Origin of the sequence: Streptomyces cadmiisoli, from assembly GCF_003261055.1 — a bacterium.
In the GTDB taxonomy this organism is placed as follows: domain Bacteria; phylum Actinomycetota; class Actinomycetes; order Streptomycetales; family Streptomycetaceae; genus Streptomyces; species Streptomyces cadmiisoli.
The window spans coordinates 6,108,716-6,132,947 of sequence record NZ_CP030073.1 but is presented as its reverse complement, the minus strand read 5'-3'; the positions used below and the strand labels follow the sequence as shown (position 1 = coordinate 6,132,947).

Genomic DNA, 24,232 nt, shown 5'->3' with positions numbered 1-24,232 from the left:
GCGCCGAAGACGGACCCGACAGCTCAGAGAGGCACCCGCCGATCATGATTGCCCGCCGCAGCGCAGCGGTCCTGGCCGCCACCGCCGTGATCGGTGTCGCCGCGACCCCGTTCGCCCACGCCGCCGACCCGTCCCCGTCGGCCTCGCCGTCCGTGGCGAAGCCCGCCGGGCTGTACGGCGGCACCGACCCGACCTACGACGGTGTCTGGCGTCAGTCGCTCGCCCTGCTCGCCCAGGACACGGTGGGCGTCGAACCGGCCGCCGCGGCGGTGGACTGGCTCACCGGCCAGCAGTGCGCGAGCGGCGCCTTCGCCCCGTTCCGCGCCGACCCCGGCAGGGCCTGTGACGCCAAGACCCCGGTCGACACCAACATGACGGCCGCCGCGGTGCAGGCCCTCGCCGCGCTCGGCGGGCACGAGGCCGTCACCGGCAAGGCCGTCACCTGGCTGAAGTCGGCTCAAGCGGCGGACGGCGGCTGGGGTTACACCGCGGGCGGACCCAGCGACGCCAACTCCACCTCCCTGGTCGTCGGCGCCCTCACCGCCGTCGGCGAGCAGCCGCGCGACGTCGTCAAGGGCGGCAAGTCCCCCTACGACGCGCTGCTCTCCCTGTCCGTCCCCTGCGACGAGGACGGCGGCGGCGCCTTCGCCTACCAGCCGGACAAGAAGGGCGCGCTGGCGGCCGACGCCGACGCGACGGCGGCTGCGGTGATCGGCGCCCTCGGCGAGGGCCTGGCCGCCCCGGCGGCGGAGAAGGCCGCCGACGCCTCGTGCGCCGAGGGCGACCCCACCCCGGAGCAGGCCGCCGCCGGCGGCGCCGCCTATCTCGCGCAGGCCGTGAAGAAGGACGGTCACCTCATGTCCGCCCTCGCCGGCGCCGAGGACCAGCCGGACGTCGGCAACACCGCCGACGCCGTCGTCGCGCTCGCCGCGCAGGGCGGCGCCGAGCGGGCCGCGAAGCCGCTGGCCTGGCTGGAGCGGAACGGCCCCGAATGGGCCGCGCAGGGCGGCCCGTCCGCCTACGCCCAACTCGTCTTCGCCGCCCACGCCACCGGCACCGACCCCCGTGACTTCGGCGGCACCGACCTGGTCCAGCGCCTCAACGCGACCGGCCCGGCGCCGCGCGCGGCCGACCCGTCCCCCGAGGCCGAGTCGTCCGGGTCCGAGACCGAGGCCGACTCGGACGACGGTGCCGGCGTGTGGTGGATCGTCGGTGTCGGCCTCGTCGCCGGTATCGGCATCGGCTTCCTGATCAGCGGCCGCAACAAGGGGCGGCGGCCGTGATACGGCGGGCCGTGCTGCTCCTGACCGCGTGCCTGGTCGTCCTGGCCGGCGGCGCCGGCCAGGCCCAGGCGGTCGGGTACCGCTACTGGTCCTTCTGGGACCGCGACGGCGACCGGTGGACGTACGCCACACAGGGCCCCTCCCTCGCCCGGCCCGCCGACGGCGACGTCCAGGGTTTCCGTTTCTCGGTGAGCGAGGACTCCCAGGATTCCGCGCAGCCCCGCGGCACGGCCGACTTCAAGACCGTGTGCGCCGGGACGCCCGCGCGCGAGGGCCACAAGCGGGTGGCCCTCGTCCTCGACTTCGGCACGGCCGCGGACGCCCCGTCCGGCGAGACCCCGCCGCCCGCGCGCACGGCCTGCGCCCGCGTCGCCCCCGACGCGACGACCGCCGAGGCCCTGGCGGCCGTGGCCCGGCCGCTGCGCTACGACTCCGCCGCCCTGCTGTGCGCCATCGCGGGCTATCCGCGGCGCGGCTGCGGCGAACAGGTGGCGGCGGGCAACGGGGGCAGCGAACCGGCCGCTGCCGCGCAGGGGCGGGCGACCGGCGCGAAGAGCGAGCGGGACGCGGACGGCGGGGGGCCTTCGGTCGGCGTGCTGGCGGGAGCCGCCGCGGTGGCGGTGCTCGGCGCGGCGGCGGTGTGGCAGATGCGCCGGCGCGGGGATGCGTAGCGGCACCCGCGGCGCGGGCGTCGGCGCCCCGCGGGGCCGGGCCGCCGGCGCGCCCGCGCCCCGGCCCCGGCGCGGCGCCTCCGTCCACCCCGGCGCGTGGTGGCTGTGGTCCCTGGCCCTGGGCACCGCGGCCACCCGCACCACCAATCCCCTTCTGCTCACCCTGCTCGTCGCGGTCTCCGCCTACGTGGTGGCGGCCCGGCGGCCGAACACCCCCTGGTCCCGCTCCTACGGCGCGTTCCTCAAACTGGCCCTGGCCGTCCTCGCGATCCGCCTCGTCTTCGCCGTCGCGCTGGGCTCACCCATCCCGGGCACGCACACCCTGCTCACCCTGCCCGAAGTCCCCCTCCCCGACTGGGCGCAGGGCATCCGCCTGGGCGGCCGGGTGACCGCCGAGACGCTGGTCTTCGCGCTCTACGACGGTCTGAAGCTGGCCACCCTGTTGATCTGCGTGGGCGCCGCGAACGCCCTGGCGAGCCCGTCCCGCCTGCTCAAGTCGCTGCCCGGCGCGCTGTACGAGACCGGTGTCGCGGTCGTCGTCGCCATGACGTTCGCGCCGCACCTCATCGCCGACGTCCGGCGGCTGCGCGCCGCCCGCCGGCTGCGCGGGCGCCCCGACCGCGGGGTGCGCGGCCTCGCGCAGGTCGGACTGCCCGTCCTGGAGGGCGCCCTGGAACGCTCCGTCGCCCTGGCCGCCGCGATGGACGCCCGCGGCTACGGCCGTACCGCCCGGGTGCCCGCCGCCGTCCGCCGTACGACCGCGGCCCTCACCCTGTGCGGGCTGCTCGGCGTCTGCGCGGGGACGTACGGGCTGCTGACCGCGCAGGGCGGCACGTACGGACTGCCGGTGCTGCTGGCCGGGGTCGGCGCGGCGCTCGGCGGGCTGTGGCTGGGCGGGCGCCGCTCGCTGCGCACCCGCTACCGCCCCGACACCTGGGACCTGCCCGCCTTTCTGGTCGCCGGGTCCGGTGCCGCGGTCGCCGCGCTGGTCGCGCTGGCCGCCGCCGCGGACCCGGCGGCGCTGCATCCGGGCGTGGTGCCGCTGGTCGCCCCCACTCTGCCGCTGTGGCCGGCGGCGGCCGTCCTGCTCGGCCTGCTCCCGGCGTTCGTCACCCCCGCACCCGACCGTCCCGCCGCACCCGAGGAACCCTCATGATCCGCTTCGAGGACGTCTCCGTGACCTACGACGGGGCGGTCGAACCGTCCGTGCGGGGTGTCGACTTCGAGGTCCCGGAGGGCGAACTCGTCCTCCTGGTCGGTCCGTCGGGGGTCGGCAAGTCCACCCTGCTCGGCGCGGTGAGCGGGCTGGTCCCGCACTTCACCGGCGGCACGCTGCGCGGCCGGGTCACCGTCGCGGGCCGGGACACCCGTACGCACAAGCCGCGCGAGCTCGCCGACGTCGTCGGCACGGTGGGCCAGGACCCGCTGTCCCACTTCGTGACGGACACCGTGGAGGACGAACTCGCCTACGGCATGGAGTCGCTGGGCCTTCCCCCGGACGTCATGCGCCGCCGGGTCGAGGAGACGCTGGACCTGCTCGGCCTCGCCGATCTGCGCGACCGCGCGCTCGCCACTCTCTCCGGCGGCCAGCAGCAGCGCGTCGCGATCGGCTCGGTCCTCACCCCGCATCCGAGCGTGCTGGTCCTCGACGAGCCGACCTCCGCGCTGGACCCGGCCGCGGCCGAGGAGGTCCTCGCCGTTCTCCAGCGGCTCGTGCACGACCTGGGGACGACGGTGCTGATGGCCGAGCACCGCCTGGAACGGGTCGTCCAGTACGCCGACCAGGTGGTACTGCTGCCCGCCCCGGGCGCCGCCCCGCTGCTCGGCGCCCCCGCCGACGTGATGGCCGGGTCGCCGGTGTACCCGCCGGTCGTGGACCTGGGCCGGGTGGCTGGCTGGTCGCCGCTGCCGCTGACCGTGCGCGACGCCCGCCGCCGGGCCGCCGGACTGCGCGCCCGTCTGGACGGCCGGGAACCCCGCGCGGTGGTACCCGGCCCGCGACCGGGCCCGGCACCGGCGGGCGGCGACCGGCTGCGGAACCGCGAACCCCTCGAAACGACGACGGCCCCAGCGCCCGGCACGGGACCGGCCCCGGCGGGCGGCGATCCACGGCGGGGCTCCGAACCCGTCGAAGCGACCGCCGGCCCACGCCCCGGCACGGCTCCGACTCCGGCACCGGCACCGGCAGGCGGCGACGAACGGCAGGGCTCCGGACCCCTGGCAACGCCGACCGCCCCGCCGCCCGGCAAGGCCCCGGCCCGCCGCGGCCTGCTGCGCAGGCGCACCCGGGACACCCCGGCCACCCCGTCCTCCTCTTTCCTCGCCGAGGTCGCCTCCCTGGCCGTGCGCCGGGGCCGCGTCCCGGCCCTGCGCCGGGTCGACCTCACCGTCTCCCCCGGCGAGACGATCGCCCTGATGGGCCGCAACGGCGCCGGCAAGTCCACGCTGCTGTCGGCCCTGGTCGGGCTGGTCGAACCGGCCGCCGGCACGGTCCGGGTCGGTGGCGCCGTCCCGCACCGCACCGCGCCCCGCGATCTCGTACGCAGGGTGGGCCTCGTGCCGCAGGAACCGCGGGACCTGCTCTACGCCGACACCGTCGCCGCCGAGTGCGCGGCGGCGGACACCGACGCGGGCGCGGCACCGGGCACCTGCCGCGACCTGGTGAGCGGCCTCCTTCCCGGGATCACCGACGACACGCACCCGCGCGACCTCTCCGAGGGCCAGCGCCTCACGCTGGCCCTCGCCGTCGTCCTGACCGGCCGCCCCCCGCTGCTCCTGCTGGACGAGCCGACCCGCGGTCTGGACTACGCGGCGAAGGCCCGTCTGGTGGTGATGCTGCGCGAGCTGGCGGCCGACGGGCACGCGATCGTGCTCGCCACGCACGACGTCGAGCTGGCCGCCGAGCTGGCGCACCGGGTGGTGCTGCTCGCCGAGGGCGAGGTGATCGCGGACGGTCCGACGGCGGACGTGGTGGTCTCCTCCCCCTCTTTCGCACCGCAGGTCACCAAGATCCTCGCCCCGCAGCGGTGGCTCACCGTCGCCCAGGTCCGGGAGGCACTGGCATGACCGCCCGGTCCTCCGGCACGCCCCGGACCGCGCCCGCCCCCCGGACGCCGCGGGTGCGCCAGGCGCGGGCCGTCCGGCTCGGCCCCCGCTCGGTCGCCGCGCTCGTACTGGTCGGCGCGGTGGGCCTGGCCGCGTTCTGCTGGCCCTTCCTGGCGCCGCCGACCTCCACGATCGCGGCCCACGCGCAGGACGCCCCCTGGCTGTTCGCGGCCCTGCTGGTGCTGCTGGTCGCGGTGGTCACGGCGACGATCTCCGAGTCGGGGCTCGGCCCCAAGGCCGTGGCGATGCTGGGCGTGCTGGCGGCCACGGGCGCGGCGCTGCGGCCGATCGGTGCCGGGACGGCGGGCATCGAGCCGATGTTCTTCCTGATGGTGCTGAGCGGGCGGGTCCTCGGACCGGGCTTCGGGTTCGTCCTGGGCTCGGTGACGATGTTCGCGTCCGCGCTGCTCACCGGCGGGGTGGGGCCGTGGATGCCGTTCCAGATGCTGGCCATGGGCTGGTTCACGATGGGCGCGGGCCTGCTGCCGGGCCCGGACCGGCTGCGCGGTCGCGGCGAGCTGCTGATGCTGGCCGTCTACGGCTTCCTCGCCGCCTTCGCCTACGGCACGATCATGAATCTGGCGGGCTGGCCCTTCATGAGCGCCCTGGCCTCGAACGTCGCCTTCGACCCGGACGCCGGGGTCCCCGCCAACCTGGCCCGTTTCGTGGCCTACTGCCTGGCCACCTCGCTCGGCTGGGACCTGGGGCGCGCCCTGGTGACGGTCCTCCTGACCGCGCTGCTCGGTCCGGCGGTCCTCAAGGCGCTGCGCCGGGCCACCAGAAGGGCCGCGTTCGAGACGCCGGTCACATTCGACGCTCCCGCACCGTGAGGGGTTGTGCGCGGACCGTGGCCCGAGCGGTGAAGCACCCCACATGACGCACATCACCTACGAAGTCGGATCGTAGATCCGATCGGCTGTCATGCTCGCGTCGTCGCGGCCTCTGACCTGGGCTTTGAGATCCAGGTCACATCAAGGACCTTTGGAGCGGATGCGACCACAACTAGTAAAAGGGGTCATTGCGGACCCCTGGTCGGGCTGCTTCTCTGGATGACGTCGCACGGCGCCACGAGCCCACCAGGGCCGCGGCGCCAACGCATACCCACCGCGTCCGACGTGGTCCCCGGTCTGCCGCGACCGCCCCGTCCCCGACGAAAGGCTTCACATGTCCGCCTCCCTGCTCCGTCGTGTCGCTTCCCCGAAGAAGGCCTTCACGGGTGTCGCCGTCGCCGCCGCTGCCGCCGGAATGGCGCTCAGCGCCGCCCCGGCCCAGGCCGCACCCATGGCTTCCGCGACCCAGGCCCAGGCGATCGCGAAGCAGATGATCCCGAACGCCTCGCAGTACCACGCGTTCAGCAAGATCGTTCAGCATGAGAGCGGCTGGGACGTCAACGCCACCAACCCGTCCTCCGGCGCCTACGGCCTGGTCCAGGCCCTGCCGGGTTCGAAGATGGCCGCCGCCGGCGCGGACTGGAAGACCAACGCCAAGACCCAGATCAAGTGGGGTCTGGACTACATGAACTCCCGCTACGGCAGCCCCGCGGGCGCCTGGAGCTTCTGGCAGGCGAACGGCTGGTACTGAGCCGGACCTCGCTGAGCCGGACCACGCCGAGCCGGACCCGGCCCGGCCGCAGAGCGGCAGACCGAAGGCGGCGGCCCCCGATCCCCGGGGCCGCCGCCTTCGCCGTGCCCGCGCACACCGACGGCGCGGGCGATCGGCGCTCACCGGCCGGTCAGCTCACACTGACCCGCAGCTCCTTCACCCCGTTGATCCAGGCGGAACGCAGCCGGCGCGGATCACCGGCCAGGCGCAGTCCGGGCATGGCGTCCGCGATGGCGTTGAAGATGAGGTCGATCTCCAGGACGGCGAGGGACTTGCCGAGGCAGTAGTGCGGGCCTCCGCCGCCGAAGCCGAGGTGGGGGTTCGGGTCGCGGGTGATGTCGAAGGCGCCGGGGTCGGTGAAGACCTCCGGGTCGTGGTTGGCGGAGGCGTAGAAGATGCCGACCCGGTCACCCTTCCTGATCCGCTTGCCGCCCAGCTCGGTGTCCTGGGTCGCCGTGCGCTGGAAGGAGACGACGGGGGTCGCCCAGCGCACGATCTCCTCGGCCGTCGTCGAGGGCCGCTCCCTCTTGTACAGCTCCCACTGCCCGGGGTGCGTGAGGAAGGCGTGCATACCGTGGGTGATGGCGTTGCGGGTGGTCTCGTTGCCCGCCACGGACAGCATCAGCACGAAGAAGCCGAACTCGTCCGAGCCCAGGTTTCCCTCGTCCTCCGCCGCGACCAGCGTGGACACGATGTCCTTGGCCGGGCACTGCTTGCGGTCGGCGGCCATGTTCATGGCGTACGCGATCAGCTCGGTGGCCGACTCGGCGCCGACCTCCTCGGTGATGGCGTACTCCGGGTCGTCGTAGGCGATCATCTTGTTGGACCAGTCGAAGATCTTCGACCGGTCGTCCTGCGGGATGCCGATCAGCTCCGCTATCGCCTGGAGGGGCAGTTCACAGGCGACCTCGGTGACGAAGTCGAAGGGGTCGGAGTGCCCGCGGGCGTTCTCCACGATCGCGTGCGCCCGCGCCCGCAGCCGCTCCTCCAGCCCGCGGATGGCCCGCGGCGTGAACCCGCGCTGCACGATCTGGCGGACCCGGGTGTGCTCGGGCGGGTCCATGTTGAGCAGGATCAGCCGCTGGGCGTCGATCGCGTCGCGCTCGATGTGCTCGTTGAAGCGGATGATCGCGGTGTTGAGGGTCGAGGAGAACAGCTCGGGGTGAGTGGAGACGTACTTGACGTCGGCGTGCCGGGTGACGGCCCAGTAGCCCTCGTCCTGGAAGCCGGCGAGCCCCGCGGGCTGGGCGATCCAGCGGACCGGTTCGACCCGGCGCAGCTCGGCGAACTCCGGGAGGGGCACACGGTGGTGCAGCAGATCGGGGTCGGTGAAGTCGAACCCGTCGGGAAGCGCTGGACAGGGCATCGGCGGCTCCAGCCATCTGACGAGGGCGATCTGACGGTGCATCAGAACACGGAATCGCCGAGAAGGTAGTAACGGGTTCTATAAGTAGCAAGGGGTACGGCACCTCGAATTGCTGCCGAATCGCGTGCAGGACCCTTGCGGCCACGCGCGTCACGTCAGCAGACTGCACACAGAACTAGAACACGTACTAGTTACTGGTTCTGGACGAGAGGACCGCCCCCATGGCCGCCGAACCCGTCATCGTCGAAGCCGTACGCACCCCCATCGGCAAGCGCGGCGGCGCGCTCGCCAATCTGCACCCCGCCTATCTCCTGGGCGAGACCTACCGCGAACTCCTCGGCCGCACCGGCATCCCCGCCGACTGCGTCGAGCAGATCGTCGGCGGCACCGTCACCCACGCCGGCGAGCAGTCCATGAACCCCGCCCGCACGGCCTGGCTGACCATGGGTCTGCCGTACGAGACCGCGGCCACCACGGTCGACTGCCAGTGCGGCTCCTCGCAGCAGGCCTCCCACATGGTCGCCAACATGATCGCGGCAGGCGTGATCGACGTGGGGATCTCGTGCGGGGTCGAGTCGATGTCGCGGGTACCGCTCGGCTCGGGATCCAAGCACGGGCCCGGGAAACCGTTCCCCGACGAGTGGAACGTGGACCTGCCCAACCAGTTCCAGGCCGCCGAGCGCATCGCCCGGCACCGGGGCCTGACCCGCGAGAACGTCGACGCGCTGGGACTCCTCTCCCAGCAGCGGGCCGCGAACGCGTGGTCCGAGGAGCGGTACAAGCGCGAGACGTTCGCCGTGCAGGTCCCCACCACCGAGGAGGAGCAGCACGCCGGTCAGGGCATGTGGCGCCTGGTCGACCGCGACGAGGGGCTGCGCGACACCTCGCCCGAGGCACTGGCCGGACTGAAGCCGATCATGCCGACCGCGGTGCACACCGCGGGCAACTCCTCGCAGATCTCGGACGGCGCGGCAGCCGTCCTGTGGGCGTCGAAGCGGATGGCACGGGCGCTGAAACTGAAGCCGCGCGCACGGATCGTGGCGCAGGCGCTGGTCGGCGCCGACCCGCACTTCCACCTCGACGGGCCGATCGACGCGACGCGCACGGTGCTGGGCAAGGCGGGCATGTCCCTGAAGGACATCGACCTGGTCGAGATCAACGAAGCGTTCGCGTCCGTGGTGCTGAGCTGGGCCCAGGTCTTCGAGCAGGACCTGGACAAGGTCAACGTCAACGGCGGTGCGATCGCCCTCGGGCACCCGGTCGGAGCGACGGGCGCCCGGCTCATCACCACGGCCCTGCATGAACTGGAGCGCACGGACAAGGAGTTCGCGCTGGTGACGATGTGCGCGGGGGGCGGTCTGGCGACCGGGACGATCATCCAGCGGCTGTAGCCGAGGCCCAGGAGACGAACGCGGTGAAGGCGGCGGGGGCGACGGACATCACCGGGCCGGTGGGGGTCTTGGAGTCGCGGACGGCGACTGCGCAGGGAGCTTCGGCGATCTCTACGCAGTTGCCGCCTTCGTCGCCGCTGTAGCTGGACTTGCGCCAGGCCAGATCGCCGCTGAGTGGGGCGCACTCAACGCAATCACCGCCCTGATCACTGCTGTAGCTGGACTTACGCCACTGGATCCCCGTCGGAATCGCGTTGCTCCGCATAGCGTTCCTCCATCACTCGCCGGATCAACTCCGCCGAATCCCTGAGGGAGAGCGCGGCGGCTTGAAGATGATCGTAACGGAGCGAGCACTTTTTGACGGTGGCCCGGTTGGCAGTGGGATGCCCGCTGCCGCCGTAGCCCTCGGTGTAAACGATGGCTGGGTCACGCTCGAATCGGTAGAGGTCGAATGAGCCTTGTAGCCCTGTGTGCGCTCCTGCCGAGAACGGCAGCACTTGGATGTTGATCCGGGGGGTTCCCTCGAACGACAGCAGGTGCGCCAATTGCGCCCGCATGGTGGCCGAGCCACCGATCTCTTGATACAGCGCGGCCTGACTCAGAACCGCCCAAACGACGGGAGCCTCCTCCTTGTCGAAGATGCGCTGACGCGCCAGTCGTACGGCCGTCCGGTCGTCAAGGTGTGTCTGGTCCAGCACGCCAAGTACGGCACGCGCGTAGGCCGCGGTCTGAAAGAGCCCGTGCACCATGTGCGTCTCGAAGGAATAGATCTCGACAGCCCGCGCCTGCAACTCGGCCACCTGTCGAAACCACGCCGGCAGTTGGTTACGCAACACCAGTTCAACCAGCCGGGATAACAATCCGTCCGTCCCCAGCGCCGCATCCACCCGTTCGCTGAACTCCAGGGTCGGAACCTTTCGCGCCGTCTCGATCTGGCCCACCAGTGAGCCGGTGTAGTTGACGATCTCGCCGAGTTGCCGCTGTGTCAGGCCCGCCGCCTCACGAAGGCGCCGCAACTCGAAGCCGTAGTAGTCGAGCGGCGACGCGCCCGGGTCGAGGGCGTTGATGTGGGTCACTCTGGGTCCCCTCTCACGCAACTGCGCCCACAGCTGGACGTGTTGTATCGGATTCGTAGCCCAGCGTAGTGACCGCAGGCCAGCCTCGTGGTGTGAACGAATACATCGCCGCGGCCTTCCTCACCCCCCACCCCGTCCAGTACCGCATGAGCCTCACGGTCAGTGAGCACTCGGCGCGGCACATCCGCCGGATCGTCCGCTCGCTGCTGGCCGAGTGGGACATGACGGAGCTGACGGACGCCATGGAGCTGGCCGTCACCGAGCTGGTCGCCAACGTCGTCCGCCACGTGCCGGACCGCCGCTGCACGTTACTGGTCCGGCGGCTGGCGGCGGGGGTGCGGGTGGAGGTCGCGGACGGCTCTCCCCGGCTTCCGCAGACCCCGCCGGAGTTGTCGCCGGAGGCGGAGGGCGGGCGCGGGCTCGTCCTGCTGGACGCGTTGGTCGACAAGTGGGGCGTGGTCCGCGGGCCGTTGAACGGCAAGACCGTGTGGTTCGAGTGCGGGGCCACCTGAGGTCCACCCGAAGGCCGGCCCCGTACACCCAGCGGCCGGCGCCACGGCACTAGCCGCTCGGTGTCTTCTCCGGGTCGGGCTGCCGCTGCGTGTCGACGGCGGCGACCGGTTTCGCCTCGCGCGCCCGCGGCCCCTGGAACACGTACGCCAGCCCGAACCCGGCACCCACCACGAGCGCGCCGCCGGCCGCGTCCAGCACCCAGTGGTTGCCGGTCGCGACGATCGCCGACAGCGTGAAGAAGGGGTGCAGCAGCCCCAGCGCCTTCATCCACGCCTTCGGCGCGACGATCGCGATGACCACTCCGCACCACAGCGACCACCCGAAGTGCAGTGACGGCATCGCCGCGTACTGGTTGGTGAGCGCGGTCAGCGTGCCGTAGTCCGGCTGGGAGAAGTCCTGGACGCCGTGGACGGTGTCGATGATGCCGTGGTCCGGCATCAGACGGGGCGGGGCGAGGGGGTAGAGCCAGAAGCCGACGAGAGCGAGCAGCGTGGTCAGGCCCAGGGTCGAACGGGCCCACCGGTAGTCGACCGGGCGGCGCCAGCACAGGACGCCGAGGACGGTCAGCGGGACCACGAAGTGGAAGGACGTGTAGTAGAAGTCGAAGAACTGGCGCAGCCAGTCGATCTTCACCACGGCGTGGTTGACGGCGCGCTCGATGTCGATGCCCAGAGCCCGTTCCAGCGACAGGATCTGCTCGCCGTGCCGCTCCGCCCGCTCCCGTCCGCCGGAGATCGTGCCGCCGGTGGCCGCGAGCCGGACCTGCGAGTAGGCGGCGTAGGTGACGCGTATGAGAAGGAGTTCCAGCAGCAGGTTCGGGCGGCCCAGGACCCGGCGCAGGAACGGCAGCAGCGGGATGTGCTTCCAGCGGGCAGGCACCGCGGGCGCGTACTCCGTGGGCAAGGGCGAGCGATAGTACGGCGAGGTGCGCGACAGGAACGGCACGGCGGTGGCGGCGGCGATGGCCGCGAGCAGTACGACGTTGTCCCGCAGCGGGTGCAGGAAGGTCATGTTCGGCAGGATCATCTTCGCCGGCAGGGTCATGACCAGGACCACCGCCACCGGCCACACCAGCCGGTCGGAGGCGCGTCGCCCGACCCGGCCGACGACCGCGAGGAGCACCCACAGCAACTGGTGCTGCCAGGCGGTGGGCGCCACGACGACCGCCGCGCAGCCGGTGACGGCGACGGCGAGCAGCAACTGGCCGTCACGGGCGTAGCGCACGGCCCGGCGCAGGCCCAGGCCGGCCACGGCGGAGCCCACCGCGAGGAACAGCACGATCTCCAGCGGCCCGGACAGGCCGAGGCGCAGCAGCGCGCCGTGCAGGGACTGGTTGGCGAGGTCGTCGGCCCGGCCGCCGAGACCGACGCCGGCCAGGTGGTGCACCCAGTAGGTATAGGAGTCGCTGGGCATCGCCGCCCAGGCCAGCGCGGTGCAGGTGGCGAAGGTCGCGCCGAGCCAGGCGGCGGCCCGGCGCCGGCCGGTGAACCACAGCAGCGGCGCGAACAGCAGCACGGTGGGCTGGAAGGCGGCGGCGACACCGATCAGGAGGCCGCCGGCCCGCTCGCCGCGGACGGCGAGGCAGCCGAGCAGGACGAGCAGGACGGGGATGATGCTGGTCTGGCCGAGCCAGAAGGCGTTGCGCACCGGCAGCGACAGCATCAGCAGGCAGATCGCGACGGGCGCGGCGATCAGCGAGGTGCGGCGGCTGACGGGCTTCGGCAGGGCGCGGGCGGCGACCAGGCCGAGCAGGACGACGAGCAGCAGCGTGCCGAAGGTCCAGCCCCAGCCGAGCGCCTGCTCGGCGGAGCGGGTCAGCGGTTTGAGGACGAGGCCGCTGAAGGGGGTACCGGTGAAGCGCGTGGACTCGTACAGCGAGCCCTCCACGTGCAGGACGCCGTGCGGGCCGACCCAGGTCTCCAGATCGGTCAGCCGCTCGCCCTTGGGTGTGCCGAGGACCACGGCGATCTGGCGTATCGCCAGGATCGCGGCGGCCAGCCACAGACCGAGGCGGGCCGCGCGCAGCCGCGCCGTCGCCGGGCCGACCGTCCCCGCCGCGAGGACCCCCGCAGGTCTCCCGCTGTGTTCCGCATTCGCCACGCCGCGTCGGCCTCCCGCCCCGATTTGTCCCACTTGTCGCCCAAGTGGGTCCCCTGCGCACCCTATGAGGCTCGCATCGCCCCCGGAAGGAGACGCAGGCAACCCCCTCTTCACCTGGCGTCTGCTCTCCTTTTGTCCGGAAGACGATAGTGGGAGGGGGGTCAGGTTGCTTCCGCCGGACGCGAGATGGATCACAATCGGCGCCCCGGCCGCGCGTCCCGGCGACGGCCGACACCCCTGCACACACCCCGTTTGCGTGCAGCGCGCGGCGAGCCGACCACTGCACGTAATCAGGACAAGTGCACCTATGGTCGCTTTTTGGCCTGCCGCCGCCGACGCCGGACGGGCCCGTCCCCGTCCCCGTCGAAAGGCAGGCGAGCAGAGTTTTGCCGAGTGCCACCGCTCCCGCCCCCCGCCCGTCCCCCGTCCCCAGCAGCTCCCCCGGCGCCGACGTCACCGTCACCGACCCGGCACTCGTCAAGCGCGCCGTGAAGGCCGCCGCGCTCGGCAACGCCATGGAGTGGTTCGACTTCGGTGTCTACAGCTACATAGCGGTCACCCTGGGCCAGGTCTTCTTCCCGTCGAGCAACCAGACGGCGCAGCTGCTCTCCACCTTCGGCGCGTTCGCCGCGGCCTTCCTGGTCCGCCCGCTGGGCGGCCTGGTCTTCGGACCGCTGGGCGACCGCATCGGCCGCCAGCGGGTCCTCGCCCTCACGATGATCATGATGGCGATCGGCACGTTCGCGATCGGCCTCATCCCCTCGTACGCCGCGATCGGCGTCGGCGCGCCGATCCTGCTGCTGGCCGCCCGCCTCGTCCAGGGCTTCTCCACCGGCGGCGAGTACGCGGGTGCCTCCACCTTCATCGCCGAGTACGCGCCCGACCGGCGGCGCGGCTTCCTCGGCAGCTGGCTGGAGTTCGGCACGCTCGCCGGCTACATCGGCGGCGCCGGCCTGGTCACCCTGATGACCGCCCTGCTGTCCACCGAGGACCTGCTCTCCTGGGGCTGGCGGATCCCGTTCCTGATCGCGGGCCCGATGGGCATCATCGGCCTGTACCTGCGGATGCGCCTGGAGGAGACCCCCGCCTTCGCCGCCGAGGTCGCGAAGGCGGAGTCGGACCGTCCGAAGGTGCCGCTGCGCGAGATGGTCACCGGCCAGTGGCGGGCGCTGCTGCTGTGCATGGGCCTGGTCCTGGTCTTCAACGTCACCGACTACATGCTGCTGTCGTACATGCCGAGCTACCTCACCAGTGAGCTGCGGTACGACGAGACGCACGGCCTGCTGGTCGTCCTCGGCGTCATGGTGCTGATGATGATCGCCCAGCCCTTCACCGGCGCCCTGACCGACCGCGTCGGCCGCCGTCCCGTGATCGCGGCGGGCTGCGTGGGCTTCCTGGTCCTGTCCGTCCCCGCCCTGCTGCTGATCCGCGAGGGCAGCCTGCTCGCCGTCGCGCTCGGCATGGGCGCCCTGGGCCTGCTCCTGGTCTGCTTCACCGCGGCCATGCCGTCCGCCCTGCCCGCCCTCTTCCCGACGCGGGTCCGCTACGGCTCCCTGTCCATCGGCTTCAACATCTCCGTCTCCCTCTTCGGCGGCACGACCCCGCTGGTGGTCACGGCCCTGATCGGCGCGACCGGCAACCTGATGATGCCCGCGTACTACATGATGGCCGCGGCCGTGATCGGCGGCGTCGCGGTCTGGTTCATGTCGGAGTCCGCCGGCCGCCCGCTGCCCGGCTCGCCGCCGTCGCTGGAACCGGCGGAGCTGGAGGCGGCGACGGCCGCGGCGACGAAGCCGCAGCCGGCGACGTCGACGGCCACGAAGGCGCGGCCGGCGACGGCCTGACGTACCGCCGCTCCGGTGGGTGCGGGGCGCGGGGCACGGGTGGTGCGGGCCGATGCCGGGCGGCGTTCATGGACGCCGCGCCGCGCGACCCGCGGCCCCGTGCCCCGCACCCGTCGGCGTGCCGCCCTCGCCGAGCCCTCCACCGGCGACTACCTTCGGTAGCGCATCTGCTGAGAGGCGCCGCGTACGCCTTCGACCGGACCGGGCTCCGCACACGAGAGGCAGACGGCATGAGCGAGTCGCAGATCTGGGACGCCGTGGACGACTACTTCCGCACCCGGCTCTCCCCCGACGACGAGCCCCTCGAAGCCGCCCTGCGCGACAGCCGCGCCGCCGAGCTGCCGCAGGTCAACGTCACTGCCCCGCAGGGCAAGCTGCTCCAGCTCCTGGCCCAGATCCAGGGCGCCCGTACGATCCTCGAGATCGGCACCCTCGGCGGATACAGCACCATCTGGCTGGGCCGCGCGCTCCCCGCCGACGGCAGGCTGATCTCACTGGAGTACAGCGGCAAGCACGCCGAGGTCGCCGCCCGCAACATCGCCCGCGCGGGCCTGGAGCGAGTCGTGGAGGTGCGGCTCGGACCGGCCCTGGAGTCGCTGCCCAAGCTCGCCGACGAGAACCCGCCGCCCTTCGACCTGGTGTTCATCGACGCCGACAAGGCCAACAACGCCCACTACGTGGAGTGGGCCCTGCGCCTGACGCGGGTCGGCAGCCTGATCGTCGTCGACAACGTCGTCCGCGGGGGTCGCGTCGTCGACACCGGCAGCACCGAGCCCGACGTCCAGGGCACCCGCGCCGCCATCGAACTGATCGCCTCCCACCCGAGGCTCACCGGCACGGCGATCCAGACCGTGGGCAGCAAGGGCTACGACGGCTTCGCCCTGGCCCGCGTCCTGGCGTGAGCGACGCACCTCGTCCCGGCCCCGCCCCGGCGCTCACACCTCGTGGTAGAAGCCCACGTTCACACTGCGCGGTGCGGTGCGGTCCTGGATGACTATCTCGCCGTTGCCGCCCCGGGGCAGCGGCAGGGTGCCGCCGTAGACGAGCGGCTGCGCGTACTCGCCCGCCACCAGCCGGACCTCGGAGGACGGATCCGGTTGCGACCCCTGCAACCAGGTCACCTGCCAGTTCCCGTCCGGCCCGCACAGGAACTCCAGGTGGACCCGCGACACGAACAGCCAGTCGTCGGGCGTCCCGAGCCGGCACACGGACCTGTCCCGGCCCACTCGCAGCACCGCACCCGGCTCACTGGGCGCGTCGGCCATGAGCATGCCGGCCGTGGCACCCGCCTCCGCCCCGGACACGGTGGCCATGGTCAGTTCGAGCACGTGCGGCTCCTTTTGTCACGTTCTGCGCTGAGCTCAACGCCCTTGCCCGGCGGACTGGTTGGCCCGCCGCCGCCGCATGATAAATCGCCCGGCGGCATGGCGTCCGGCACAATGGCCTCATGACCGAGCGAAAGCCACCAGGCGTGAGCTTCGAGTCCTGGACGGACAGGCAGATCCGCGACGCCGAGGCACGCGGCGACTTCGCGCACCTGCCGGGCGCGGGCAAGCCGCTGCCGAAGGACCTCGAGTCGGCCTACGACGACCAGTGGTGGATCAAGCGGAAGCTGGTTCTGGAGGGCGTGTCCGTCCTGCCGCCCACGCTCGCCCTGCGCAAGGAGGCGGAGGACGCGCTCGTGGCCGCGGCCCAGGCACCCTCCGAACGCGTGGTACGCAAGATCGTCGAAGACATCAACGTCAAGATCCGCGACATGATGTACAAGCCGCCGCCCGGCCCCCCGCTGGGTCTGAAGCCGTACGACGTCGAGGACGTCGTACGCAGTTGGCGGGAGAGCCGGACGGCGGACGGGTAGCGCCCTGCGCCTGTCAGTGGCGCAGCAGCCGGTCGGCGAGTTCGCGGTAGTCCCGCAGCGCCAGCCGGAGCTGTTCGGTGTCGGTGGTCGCGGTCGCGCCCTCCTCCGCGGCCTGCCAGGACCCGCGCAGGGTGCGGCGCCGTCGGGCCACGGCTTCGGTGAAGCGGCCGGCGATCTCCTCCAGCACCTGGTCGGCCTCCTCGACGGCGGCCCGGGGGGCGTCCACGAATCCGGCGACCGCGTGCTGCAACCGCTGCGCGAGCTTGTCGGTCTCGTCGTGCGGCAGGAGCGGCGCCGTACGGGCCGAGGACGCGGCGGGACGCGCCGGGGCCGACCGGGCACCAGGCCCTGCGGCGGTCGCGGGGGCGGCGGGGCTCTCGGGGGCCGCGGGGGCCGGGCTCTCGGGGGTCGCGGGCGCCGCCGAGGCCGGGGGGCTCTCCGGGGCCACGGGGGCACCGGAGGACTTGGGGCTCACCGGGGCGGCGGAGGTCTCGCGGCCCACCGGGGCGGCCGCGCTCTCAGGGGCCTGCGCGGTCCCTCGTGCCTCGCCGCCCGCGGCGGTCACCGATTTCCCACCGGCCCCCGACTCCGTACCTCCCGGCGCCGCGCCGCGCCGACCGTCCGCCGCGCCCTCGGTCCGCGCGGTCTCACGGCCCGTCAGGTCCTCGCGCCGTCCCGGGCGGCCGGGCTCGTCGGCCGGGTCGCCGCCCGTGGGGCGTTTCGCGTCGGTCATGTGTCTCAACTCCCCTTGGCGTGCCGGGTGAAGGCCCACGGCAGATGCCGGTGGCCGCTGCCCGGAGCGGCCGGGTTCCCGGCCCGCTCCCGCGCCGCGCGGCGTTCGCCGTCGCCGCGCCCCGAGCCCATCAGGTCCTCGAACAGGGCGCGCGCCTCGACCATGGCCGCGCGCATCTCCTCGGTGCCGACGGGACCGTCCTGCGCGGCCTCCGCCCGCCCGTCGTAGGCGCCGTTCACCCGCACGTGGGCGATGCGGTGGACGCGCCGGTACCCGTGCACGTGGTCCGCGTGGTGCACGGACAGCGCGGCGAACTGCTCCTCGTACCGCCCGCCGTCCGGGAAGCCGCGCTCCGCGGCCAGTTCGGCGAGCAGCCGGTCCGCCTCGGCCATCGCCTCCTGCGGCGAGTCGACGAAGCGCTCCTGCGCGGCCGTCCAGCGGGCCTCGAACTCCTCGCGCCGCGCCGGTTCGAGGGGGCGTTCGGGCAAGTCGCCGTGCCGCTCGACGCGTTCGGCGAGCTCCCGCTCGGCGGCCCTGCTGTCGCCGTCGTGCCGGGCCACGGCCCGGTCGTACTCGGGTCCGAAGCGCCTCCGCAGGCCACGTCCGCCGGGCGCACCCCGGCTGCGCAGGGTCAGGGCGGCCGCCGCCAGGCCGACCGCCACCACGATCACGATCAGAGCAATGATCCAGCCAGTGGACATGTGTGCCTTCCGGGTTCTCGACCCGGCCGGCCCTCCGCGGGACCGGCCCGCCGAAACGGGTTGCCCGCCCGCTCCGCCGTAAACGGCATCCGACCCCGGCCGTCCACAACCGGCCCGCGCATACAGGACCCTGACGCCTCGTCACCTGCTTGGCACCCGGGGAGGCGGCGGGAACCACGGCACCACTCACGCACAACCGGGGTCCCACCAGGCGCGCGGGGGCGACTGCTGGGGGTGCGGGTGCGGGTGCGTCGCGGGCGCTCGGCGCGAGGGGGCTCAGGCCGGGCCGCTGAGCGGACGGTCGGCGTGCGGCTGCTCACGCACCGAGCCGCACAGCTCGTGATTCAACTGCTCGACCAGTTGGATCAGATCGGTCGGCCGGTCCGGCCCCCACCAGTCGCCGAGCAGTTCGGACAGGGACTCCTCACGCGCCTTCGAGAGGCGGTCGGCCACCACCCGGCCCTGTGGGGTCAGGTAGAGGTCCAGGCCCTCCCGCTCCCCGAGCCGTCGCACCTCGACCTGCCGGGCCGCGTCCAGGACCGCCTCCAGCGGGACCACGCCCCGCTCGGCGAGCACGGCCGGCTCCACGGAGCCGTACTTCCTCATCCGCAGCAGCAGCCAGCTCGCCGCGGGCATCAGGTCGTAGCCGGCCCGGGCCGTGATCCTCTCGTACACCGTGCGGCGGCCCTCACGGGTGCCGAGCACCGACAGCGCGCGGCACACCTCGTCGTACGACGACCGCTGCACCGGGTTGCTGGCCAGGGTCTCGGTGACGTCGGGCGCCGTGACGGAGCCGCGCAGCCGGTCCTCCTTCAGGAACCACGCGAGCAGGAAGCCGACGAGGGCCACGGGCGCGGCGTACAGGAAGACGTCCGTGATGGAGGTCGCGTACGCGTGCAGGGCCGGCGGGCGCAACTGGGCCGGCAGCTCGGAGATGCCGCGCGGGTCGGCCTTCAGGGCGTCCACCGAGGTGCCCGGCGGGAGCCGCACGTCGCGATAGGCGGCCGTCAGCGCGTCGGTGAGGCGGCTCGCGAAGATCGTGCCGAAGACGGCGACACCGAACGCGGCGCCGATGGAGCGGAAGAACGTCGCGCCGGAGGTGGCGACACCCAGGTCCTGGTACGAGACGGCGTTCTGCACGATCAGCACCAGCACCTGCATGACCATGCCGAGGCCCAGTCCGAAGACGAAGAGGGAGGCGCTGATCACGACGTTGGAGCTGTTCTCGTGCAGGGCCCTGAGCAGGAGAAGGCCGATCGTCGTGACACCGGTGCCGGCGACCGGGAAGACCTTCCAGCGGCCGGTCCGGCTGACGATCTGGCCGGAACCGGTGGAGGCCAGCAGCATGCCGAACACCATCGGCAGCATGTGCACGCCCGACCAGGTCGGCGTCACACCCCGGACCACCTGGAGGAAGGTCGGCAGATAGGTCAGCGCGCCGAACATCGCGAAACCGACGATGAAGCTGATCGCGGCGGACAGGGTGAAGGTGCGGATCCTGAACAGCTTCAGCGGCAGAACGGGTTCCGCGGCCCGCCGCTCGACCAGCACGAACGCCACGACGAGCACCACCGCGAGCACGATGAGCCCGATGATCTGCGGCGACCCCCAGCCCCAGGTGGTGCCCCCGAGCGAGGCGACCAGCACGAGGCAGGTGGCCACGGCGGCGATCAGGAAGGTGCCCAGGTAGTCGATGACGTGCCGGGTGGAGGTGCGCGGCAGGTGCAGCACGGTGGCGATCACGACGAGCGCGGCGATACCGACCGGCAGGTTGATGTAGAAGACCCAGCGCCAGCTCAGATGCTCGGTGAACAGCCCGCCGAGCAGCGGACCGAGAACGCTCGCGCTGCCGAAGACCGTGCCGAACAGCCCCTGGTAGCGCCCTCGGTCACGGGGCGGCACGAGGTCGCCGACCATCGCCATCGACAGCACCAGCAGTCCGCCGCCGCCCAGGCCCTGGAGGCCGCGGAAGGCGATGAGCTGCGACATGTCCTGCGCGAGCCCGCACAGCGCGGAGCCCACCAGGAAGATCACGATCGCGATCTGGAACAGCCGCTTGCGCCCGTACTGGTCTCCGAGTTTGCCCCACAGCGGAGTCGCCGCGGTCGACGCCAGCAGGTACGCGGTGACCACCCAGGACAGGTGCTCCAGACCGCCGAGGTCGCTCACGATGGTCGGCAGCGCGGTCGAGACGATCGTCTGGTCCAGGGCGGCGAGCAGCAGTCCGAGGAGCAGTGCGCCGATCGACACGAGGACATTGCCGGACACACCTTCCCGGGTGTCGGCGCCCCGCGCCGCCGTCGTACTGCCGCGCGCGTCCGCCGCCATAGGGACCTCCCGAGCGCTGGACCAGGCCGTCATTTACATCCCCCATCCTGGGCGGTATGCCCGGTTATGGCCTGTCGAGTCCCTTTGGAAGCGGCCGTTCCGCAGCGGGTCCGCGCCGACTGAGGGGGCTTCGTCAACAGGACCTCCACGAGATCTGCATAATCTCTGGGGTCGCGGGGGTCGCGAGGGGAGGGACGGACGCGTGGTGGAGCCGATGGGGCATCAGTGCCCGGAGTGCGGGGCGCCCAGAACGGTGGACAACACACCGGCCTGCGCCTGCGGCCGACGTGCGTCCGACGCGCTGCGCGACGCGCGCACGGCGGAACAGGCGGCGGCCGAGGACTTCGACCCGCTGCGCATCCGGCCGTACGTCGACCTGGAGGCCGAGAACCCGGCCGCCGGGCCGGACCCGGCGCAGCCGTCCGAGCCGGGCGCGGGCGGGAGCGCGAGCGCGGACGCCACGATGCAGCTGCACGCGGTGGACGCGGGCGCGGTGGGCGCGGGCACGGGTGCCGGTACGGGCACGGGCGCCGGTGCGGGCACGGGCGCCGGTACGGGCGCGGGTGCCGGTGCCGATGCGGGCGCGGGCGCGGGCGCGGGCGCCGACGCCACGATGCAGCTGCAGGCGGTGACGCCTCCTGCGCTGCCCACCCCGCTGACGCCCTCGGACAACACCCCCAACGCGACCGACCTGCGCATGTTCGACACGACGTCGTCGCCGGCCGCGCCCACCACCGAGATCGGCCGGATCGCCGACCCCGCCGTCGGCGGCGGGGGGCGCTCGCGCGGCCGTCGCCGTACGGCCGTGCTCGGCGCGGCGGGTGCGGTGCTCGCCGTGGTGGCGGCCGCCGGCGCCGCCGCCGGGCTGTTCTCCTACGAGACGCCCTCCCGGGACGGCGCGGCACCGCGCAACGCACGGGAGGCCGTGCCGGACGCGTCCACCGGCGAGTCGACCGGGGTCCCGTCCGCGTCCGCGACGTCCGCACCGCCGACGTCCGCCTCCGCGTCACCGTCGACCAGCGCGTCCTCGTCCCCCTCGCCGTCCGCGTCGGAGTCGACCGCCTCCGCCACCCCCACCGAGTCGGCCACCCCGACCCGGACGGCCACCACCGCCAAGGCCAGCGACCCCGCGGACGCTCCCGACGACGGGGGCGGTGACAACGCCGTCGTCCTGCGCCGCGGCGACGACGGCCCCGAGGTCGTCGAACTCCAGCTCCGCCTGCGCCAGCTGTTCCTGTACAACGACGAGCCCCACGGCCACTACAACCACCGTGTGGAAGACGCCGTACGCACCTACCAGTGGACCCGCGGCATCGACCCCGACGACCGCGGCGTCTACGACGCGGCCACCCGCCAACGCCTGGAATCAGAGACCAGAGAGCCGTAAACCGCCGACCGCCCCGCCCACAGACGCACGGGCCCGCCCCACCGCGGGCCTACGTGCCGCAGAGGACGGCACGGGTGGGCGCGGACGGTACGGATGGGCGCGGGCGGCACCCCGCAACGCCGGACAGCACACCCCACCCGACCACGGGCGGCACCCCGCAAACGCGGGGCAGAGCAGCCGCCCCGACCACGGGCGACACCCCACAACATCGGGCAGCGCACCTCACCCGCCCCACCGCGGGCATACGTGCCGCAGAGGACGGCACGGGTGGGCGAGGGCGGCACGGATGACGGGTGGCCGCGGGCGGCACCCCGCAACGCCGGACAGCACACCCCACCGGACCACGGGCGGCACCCCGCAAACGCGGGGCAGTGCAGCCGCCCCCCGACGGCAGCCGCCCCCACCGCTACCCCACGTGAACCCGGACCACCCCGGCAGCCGCCTCGACCCGCACCCGCGTCAGGTCCGCGACCTGCACATCGGGCCGATGGAACCCGGCCCGCGGCCCCACTCCCACCACCCGCATCCCCGCGGCCCGCCCCGCCGCGATCCCCGCCCCGGAGTCCTCGAACACCAGGCAGTCCGCGGGCGCCACTCCCAGCTCCGCGGCCCCCTTCAGGAAGCCTTCCGGATCGGGCTTGCTCGCGCCCACCGACTCCGCGGTCACCCGCACGTCCGGCAGATCGAGCCCCGCCGCCGCCATCCGCGCCGTGGACAGCGCGACGTCGGCGGACGTCACCAACGCGTGCGGCACCCCGCGCAGCGACGCGAGGAACTCCGCCGCCCCAGGCACCGGCACGACGCCGTCCATGTCGGCGGTCTCCTCCGCGAGCATCCGCGCGTTGTCGGCGTGGTTCTGCTCGATCGGCCGGTTCGGCAGCAGCACCGCCATGGAGGCGTATCCCTGGCGCCCGTGCACGACCTTCATGACCTCGTCCCCGTCGAGCCCGTGCCGCTCGGCCCAGCGCCGCCAGATGCGCTCCACCACGGCGTCGGAATTGACCAGGGTGCCGTCCATGTCGAGCAGGAGGGCGCGGGCGGTGAGCACGGTGGTGGCCGTCATCGGCAACTCCAGGAAGCGGGCCGAGGGCCGGCACGGCCCTCGTACGGACAAGACACCCCCCGAGGGGGCAGGGGGCAGGGGGCCGGAAAGGCCGGCGGACGGGCCGCCCGCGGTCCCGCCCCGGGGCTGCGCACCCGACAACGCGGGCCGGCCCCCGAAGGGACAAGGTGGCCCCGCCCGCCGGTCAGGGGAAACGGGCGGGAACCACTTTGTTTCCCTACGGTACAAAACAATCCCCGTCTTACGCCACCACACCCGGGAACGTTCACCGGCCGTTCAGCTCAGCCGGTCACGGCCTCCCACAGGCTCCACACCCCGAGCCCGGCCATCAGCAGCGCCGCGATCCTGGTGATCAGCCCCAGCGGCACCCGCTTCATCAGCGCCTTCCCGCCGACGATGCCCAGCCCGGCGACCGCCCACAGGGCCAGCACCGCGCCCAGGCCGACGGAGAGCGGGTCGTCGTAGCGCGCGGCGAGGTTCGCCGTCATGATCTGCGTCAGGTCACCGAACTCGGCGACCAGGATGAGCATGAATCCGGCGCCGGAGACCTTCCAGAAGGACTGGTCCTCCGGCTTGCGGATGTCCTCCTCCTCGCCGTGCCCCTTCAGCAGCAGCATCGCGGCACCGCCCAGGAAGAGCACGCCCGTCAGCGCGTGCACGAGCTGCTGCGGCAGCAGGGTGAGCACACTGCCCGCCGCGACGGCGAGCGCGACGTGCAGCGTGAACGCCGCGGCGACGCCGGCGAAGACGTACGACGCGCGGTACCGGGTGCCGAGCACGAGGCCGGCGAGCGCGGTCTTGTCCGGCAGTTCGGCGAGGAAGACGACGCCGAAGACGAGCGCCGTGACGGAAAGGCTGATCAAGGTTCCTCAATCGGTCGGGGCTGCCCCACCGAGAGCGCTGCACCTTGCGTACAAGACCTCGGCACGGCAGCCCACACGGCACCCGTGCCGAGAGGCACGGGCGTGCACTGCTTGCCGAAGGTCTCGCTGGCGGGCCTCGTGGACGAGGCCTGCCTCCGGGCGCCGGCTCAGACGAGCTGAGCAGTATGTCGACGGTCCGGCGAAGAGCTACTCCCCTTCTGCGCTCCCCATGGTACGCGACGCCTCTGGAGCGAAAAGTTCCGCCTTGAACCTTGTCGTGTCATGCCCGCGTCACTAACTTCTCACCGAACGCACACCCGTTCGCAATACGGCACCGCGAGCATTCCC

22 protein-coding genes are annotated in these 24,232 nt (G+C 73.0%); 12 read left to right on the top strand and 10 right to left on the bottom strand.

Annotated features, from left to right (window positions below; all coding sequences use genetic code 11):
* Positions 1–44: 44 nt before the first annotated feature.
* From DN051_RS26785 to DN051_RS26760, 6 genes are all read left to right on the top strand, one after another.
* Entirely contained in the window at positions 45–1,283 is a 1,239-nt protein-coding gene (locus tag DN051_RS26785) for an SCO2321 family membrane protein (RefSeq protein ID WP_112439646.1), read from the top strand.
* Complete coding sequence (locus DN051_RS26780; protein WP_053758550.1) at positions 1,280–1,954, top strand: SCO2322 family protein; 675 nt, start codon at positions 1,280–1,282, stop codon at positions 1,952–1,954. Before DN051_RS26785 ends, DN051_RS26780 begins: the two co-directional genes overlap by 4 nt.
* Positions 1,947–3,110 carry a CbiQ family ECF transporter T component gene (locus tag DN051_RS26775; protein ID WP_053758551.1) on the top strand — a complete coding sequence of 388 codons (1,164 nt, stop codon included), beginning with the start codon at positions 1,947–1,949 and terminating at the stop codon, positions 3,108–3,110. The genes DN051_RS26780 and DN051_RS26775 overlap by 8 nt, the downstream gene beginning before the upstream one ends.
* A complete protein-coding gene (locus tag DN051_RS26770; RefSeq protein ID WP_112439645.1) occupies positions 3,107–5,020 on the top strand; it encodes an ABC transporter ATP-binding protein in 1,914 nt (637 codons plus the stop codon). The genes DN051_RS26775 and DN051_RS26770 overlap by 4 nt, the downstream gene beginning before the upstream one ends.
* Positions 5,017–5,889, top strand: coding sequence for an ECF transporter S component (locus tag DN051_RS26765; RefSeq protein ID WP_053758553.1), 873 nt, complete (start codon positions 5,017–5,019; stop codon positions 5,887–5,889). The genes DN051_RS26770 and DN051_RS26765 overlap by 4 nt, the downstream gene beginning before the upstream one ends.
* Before the next feature lie 334 nt (positions 5,890–6,223).
* On the top strand, positions 6,224–6,640 hold the full coding sequence (locus DN051_RS26760; RefSeq protein ID WP_112439644.1) for an aggregation-promoting factor C-terminal-like domain-containing protein: 417 nt from the start codon (positions 6,224–6,226) through the stop codon (positions 6,638–6,640).
* A gap of 151 nt (positions 6,641–6,791) precedes the next feature.
* Here DN051_RS26760 and DN051_RS26755 read toward each other — a convergent pair whose 3' ends face one another.
* Positions 6,792–8,027, bottom strand: coding sequence for a cytochrome P450 (locus tag DN051_RS26755; RefSeq protein ID WP_053758627.1), 1,236 nt, complete (start codon positions 8,025–8,027; stop codon positions 6,792–6,794).
* A gap of 221 nt (positions 8,028–8,248) precedes the next feature.
* Here DN051_RS26755 and DN051_RS26750 point away from each other — a divergent pair, with 221 nt between their 5' ends.
* A complete protein-coding gene (locus DN051_RS26750; protein ID WP_053758555.1) occupies positions 8,249–9,418 on the top strand; it encodes a steroid 3-ketoacyl-CoA thiolase in 1,170 nt (389 codons plus the stop codon).
* Here DN051_RS26750 and DN051_RS26745 read toward each other — a convergent pair.
* Together DN051_RS26745 and DN051_RS26740 are read right to left on the bottom strand one after the other, a co-directional pair.
* Entirely contained in the window at positions 9,402–9,683 is a 282-nt protein-coding gene (locus tag DN051_RS26745; protein WP_079000771.1) for a DUF397 domain-containing protein, read from the bottom strand. The two genes, DN051_RS26750 and DN051_RS26745, sit on opposite strands and share 17 nt — an antisense overlap.
* Positions 9,643–10,494: a helix-turn-helix domain-containing protein gene (locus DN051_RS26740; protein ID WP_053758556.1), complete on the bottom strand. Its 852-nt coding sequence runs from the start codon at positions 10,492–10,494 to the stop codon at positions 9,643–9,645. Before DN051_RS26740 ends, DN051_RS26745 begins: the two co-directional genes overlap by 41 nt.
* 92 nt (positions 10,495–10,586) lie before the next feature.
* Here DN051_RS26740 and DN051_RS26735 point away from each other — a divergent pair, with 92 nt between their 5' ends.
* Positions 10,587–11,006: an ATP-binding protein gene (locus tag DN051_RS26735; protein WP_425471678.1), complete on the top strand. Its 420-nt coding sequence runs from the start codon at positions 10,587–10,589 to the stop codon at positions 11,004–11,006.
* A 49-nt stretch (positions 11,007–11,055) separates the two neighbouring features.
* Here DN051_RS26735 and DN051_RS26730 read toward each other — a convergent pair whose 3' ends face one another.
* Positions 11,056–13,107 (bottom strand): bifunctional glycosyltransferase 87/phosphatase PAP2 family protein, encoded by a 2,052-nt coding sequence (locus tag DN051_RS26730; protein ID WP_053758557.1) that lies wholly within the window; start codon positions 13,105–13,107, stop codon positions 11,056–11,058.
* 386 nt (positions 13,108–13,493) lie between these two features.
* On the opposite strand from DN051_RS26730, the gene proP reads away from it, so the two are divergent.
* Positions 13,494–14,951 carry a glycine betaine/L-proline transporter ProP gene (gene proP, locus DN051_RS26725; protein ID WP_246040666.1) on the top strand — a complete coding sequence of 486 codons (1,458 nt, stop codon included), beginning with the start codon at positions 13,494–13,496 and terminating at the stop codon, positions 14,949–14,951.
* Between the two features lie 230 nt (positions 14,952–15,181).
* Entirely contained in the window at positions 15,182–15,853 is a 672-nt protein-coding gene (locus DN051_RS26720) for an O-methyltransferase (RefSeq protein WP_053758558.1), read from the top strand.
* A 33-nt stretch (positions 15,854–15,886) separates the two neighbouring features.
* On the opposite strand, the gene DN051_RS26715 is transcribed toward DN051_RS26720, so the two are convergent.
* Positions 15,887–16,279 (bottom strand): hypothetical protein, encoded by a 393-nt coding sequence (locus DN051_RS26715; RefSeq protein WP_053758559.1) that lies wholly within the window; start codon positions 16,277–16,279, stop codon positions 15,887–15,889.
* 119 nt (positions 16,280–16,398) lie between these two features.
* On the opposite strand from DN051_RS26715, the gene DN051_RS26710 reads away from it, so the two are divergent.
* Positions 16,399–16,809: a DnaJ family domain-containing protein gene (locus DN051_RS26710; RefSeq protein ID WP_053758560.1), complete on the top strand. Its 411-nt coding sequence runs from the start codon at positions 16,399–16,401 to the stop codon at positions 16,807–16,809.
* A gap of 13 nt (positions 16,810–16,822) precedes the next feature.
* Here the strand turns inward: DN051_RS26710 and DN051_RS46620 are convergent, their stop codons facing one another.
* From DN051_RS46620 to DN051_RS26695, 3 genes are all read right to left on the bottom strand, one after another.
* Positions 16,823–17,542 (bottom strand): hypothetical protein, encoded by a 720-nt coding sequence (locus DN051_RS46620; RefSeq protein WP_246040665.1) that lies wholly within the window; start codon positions 17,540–17,542, stop codon positions 16,823–16,825.
* A gap of 5 nt (positions 17,543–17,547) precedes the next feature.
* Positions 17,548–18,243, bottom strand: coding sequence for a hypothetical protein (locus DN051_RS26700; RefSeq protein WP_112439643.1), 696 nt, complete (start codon positions 18,241–18,243; stop codon positions 17,548–17,550).
* Between the two features lie 276 nt (positions 18,244–18,519).
* Positions 18,520–20,571: an MDR family MFS transporter gene (locus DN051_RS26695; protein ID WP_112439642.1), complete on the bottom strand. Its 2,052-nt coding sequence runs from the start codon at positions 20,569–20,571 to the stop codon at positions 18,520–18,522.
* 202 nt (positions 20,572–20,773) lie between these two features.
* On the opposite strand from DN051_RS26695, the gene DN051_RS26690 reads away from it, so the two are divergent.
* The gene (locus DN051_RS26690) at positions 20,774–21,958 is read left to right on the top strand and encodes a peptidoglycan-binding domain-containing protein (RefSeq protein WP_246040664.1); all 1,185 of its coding nucleotides are present in this window, start codon (positions 20,774–20,776) and stop codon (positions 21,956–21,958) included.
* Between the two features lie 406 nt (positions 21,959–22,364).
* On the opposite strand, the gene DN051_RS26685 is transcribed toward DN051_RS26690, so the two are convergent.
* Positions 22,365–23,021 carry an HAD-IA family hydrolase gene (locus DN051_RS26685; protein ID WP_053758563.1) on the bottom strand — a complete coding sequence of 219 codons (657 nt, stop codon included), beginning with the start codon at positions 23,019–23,021 and terminating at the stop codon, positions 22,365–22,367.
* Between the two features lie 281 nt (positions 23,022–23,302).
* Positions 23,303–23,884 carry a TMEM165/GDT1 family protein gene (locus DN051_RS26680; protein ID WP_053758564.1) on the bottom strand — a complete coding sequence of 194 codons (582 nt, stop codon included), beginning with the start codon at positions 23,882–23,884 and terminating at the stop codon, positions 23,303–23,305.
* Between the last annotated feature and the right edge of the window lie 348 nt (positions 23,885–24,232).

Excerpts from the sequence above, each read along its gene's own strand:
- DN051_RS26785 (WP_112439646.1), top strand. The coding sequence starts at position 45 with ATGATTGCCCGCCGCAGCGCAGCGGTCCTGGCCGCCACCGCCGTGATC.
- DN051_RS26775 (WP_053758551.1), top strand. The coding sequence starts at position 1,947 with ATGCGTAGCGGCACCCGCGGCGCGGGCGTCGGCGCCCCGCGGGGCCGG.
- DN051_RS26770 (WP_112439645.1), top strand. The coding sequence starts at position 3,107 with ATGATCCGCTTCGAGGACGTCTCCGTGACCTACGACGGGGCGGTCGAA.
- DN051_RS26765 (WP_053758553.1), top strand. The coding sequence starts at position 5,017 with ATGACCGCCCGGTCCTCCGGCACGCCCCGGACCGCGCCCGCCCCCCGG.
- DN051_RS26760 (WP_112439644.1), top strand. The coding sequence starts at position 6,224 with ATGTCCGCCTCCCTGCTCCGTCGTGTCGCTTCCCCGAAGAAGGCCTTC.
- DN051_RS26755 (WP_053758627.1), bottom strand. The coding sequence starts at position 8,027 with ATGCCCTGTCCAGCGCTTCCCGACGGGTTCGACTTCACCGACCCCGAT.
- DN051_RS26750 (WP_053758555.1), top strand. The coding sequence starts at position 8,249 with ATGGCCGCCGAACCCGTCATCGTCGAAGCCGTACGCACCCCCATCGGC.
- DN051_RS26745 (WP_079000771.1), bottom strand. The coding sequence starts at position 9,683 with ATGCGGAGCAACGCGATTCCGACGGGGATCCAGTGGCGTAAGTCCAGC.
- DN051_RS26720 (WP_053758558.1), top strand. The coding sequence starts at position 15,182 with ATGAGCGAGTCGCAGATCTGGGACGCCGTGGACGACTACTTCCGCACC.
- DN051_RS26710 (WP_053758560.1), top strand. The coding sequence starts at position 16,399 with ATGACCGAGCGAAAGCCACCAGGCGTGAGCTTCGAGTCCTGGACGGAC.
- DN051_RS46620 (WP_246040665.1), bottom strand. The coding sequence starts at position 17,542 with ATGACCGACGCGAAACGCCCCACGGGCGGCGACCCGGCCGACGAGCCC.
- DN051_RS26700 (WP_112439643.1), bottom strand. The coding sequence starts at position 18,243 with ATGTCCACTGGCTGGATCATTGCTCTGATCGTGATCGTGGTGGCGGTC.
- DN051_RS26695 (WP_112439642.1), bottom strand. The coding sequence starts at position 20,571 with ATGGCGGCGGACGCGCGCGGCAGTACGACGGCGGCGCGGGGCGCCGAC.
- DN051_RS26685 (WP_053758563.1), bottom strand. The coding sequence starts at position 23,021 with ATGACGGCCACCACCGTGCTCACCGCCCGCGCCCTCCTGCTCGACATG.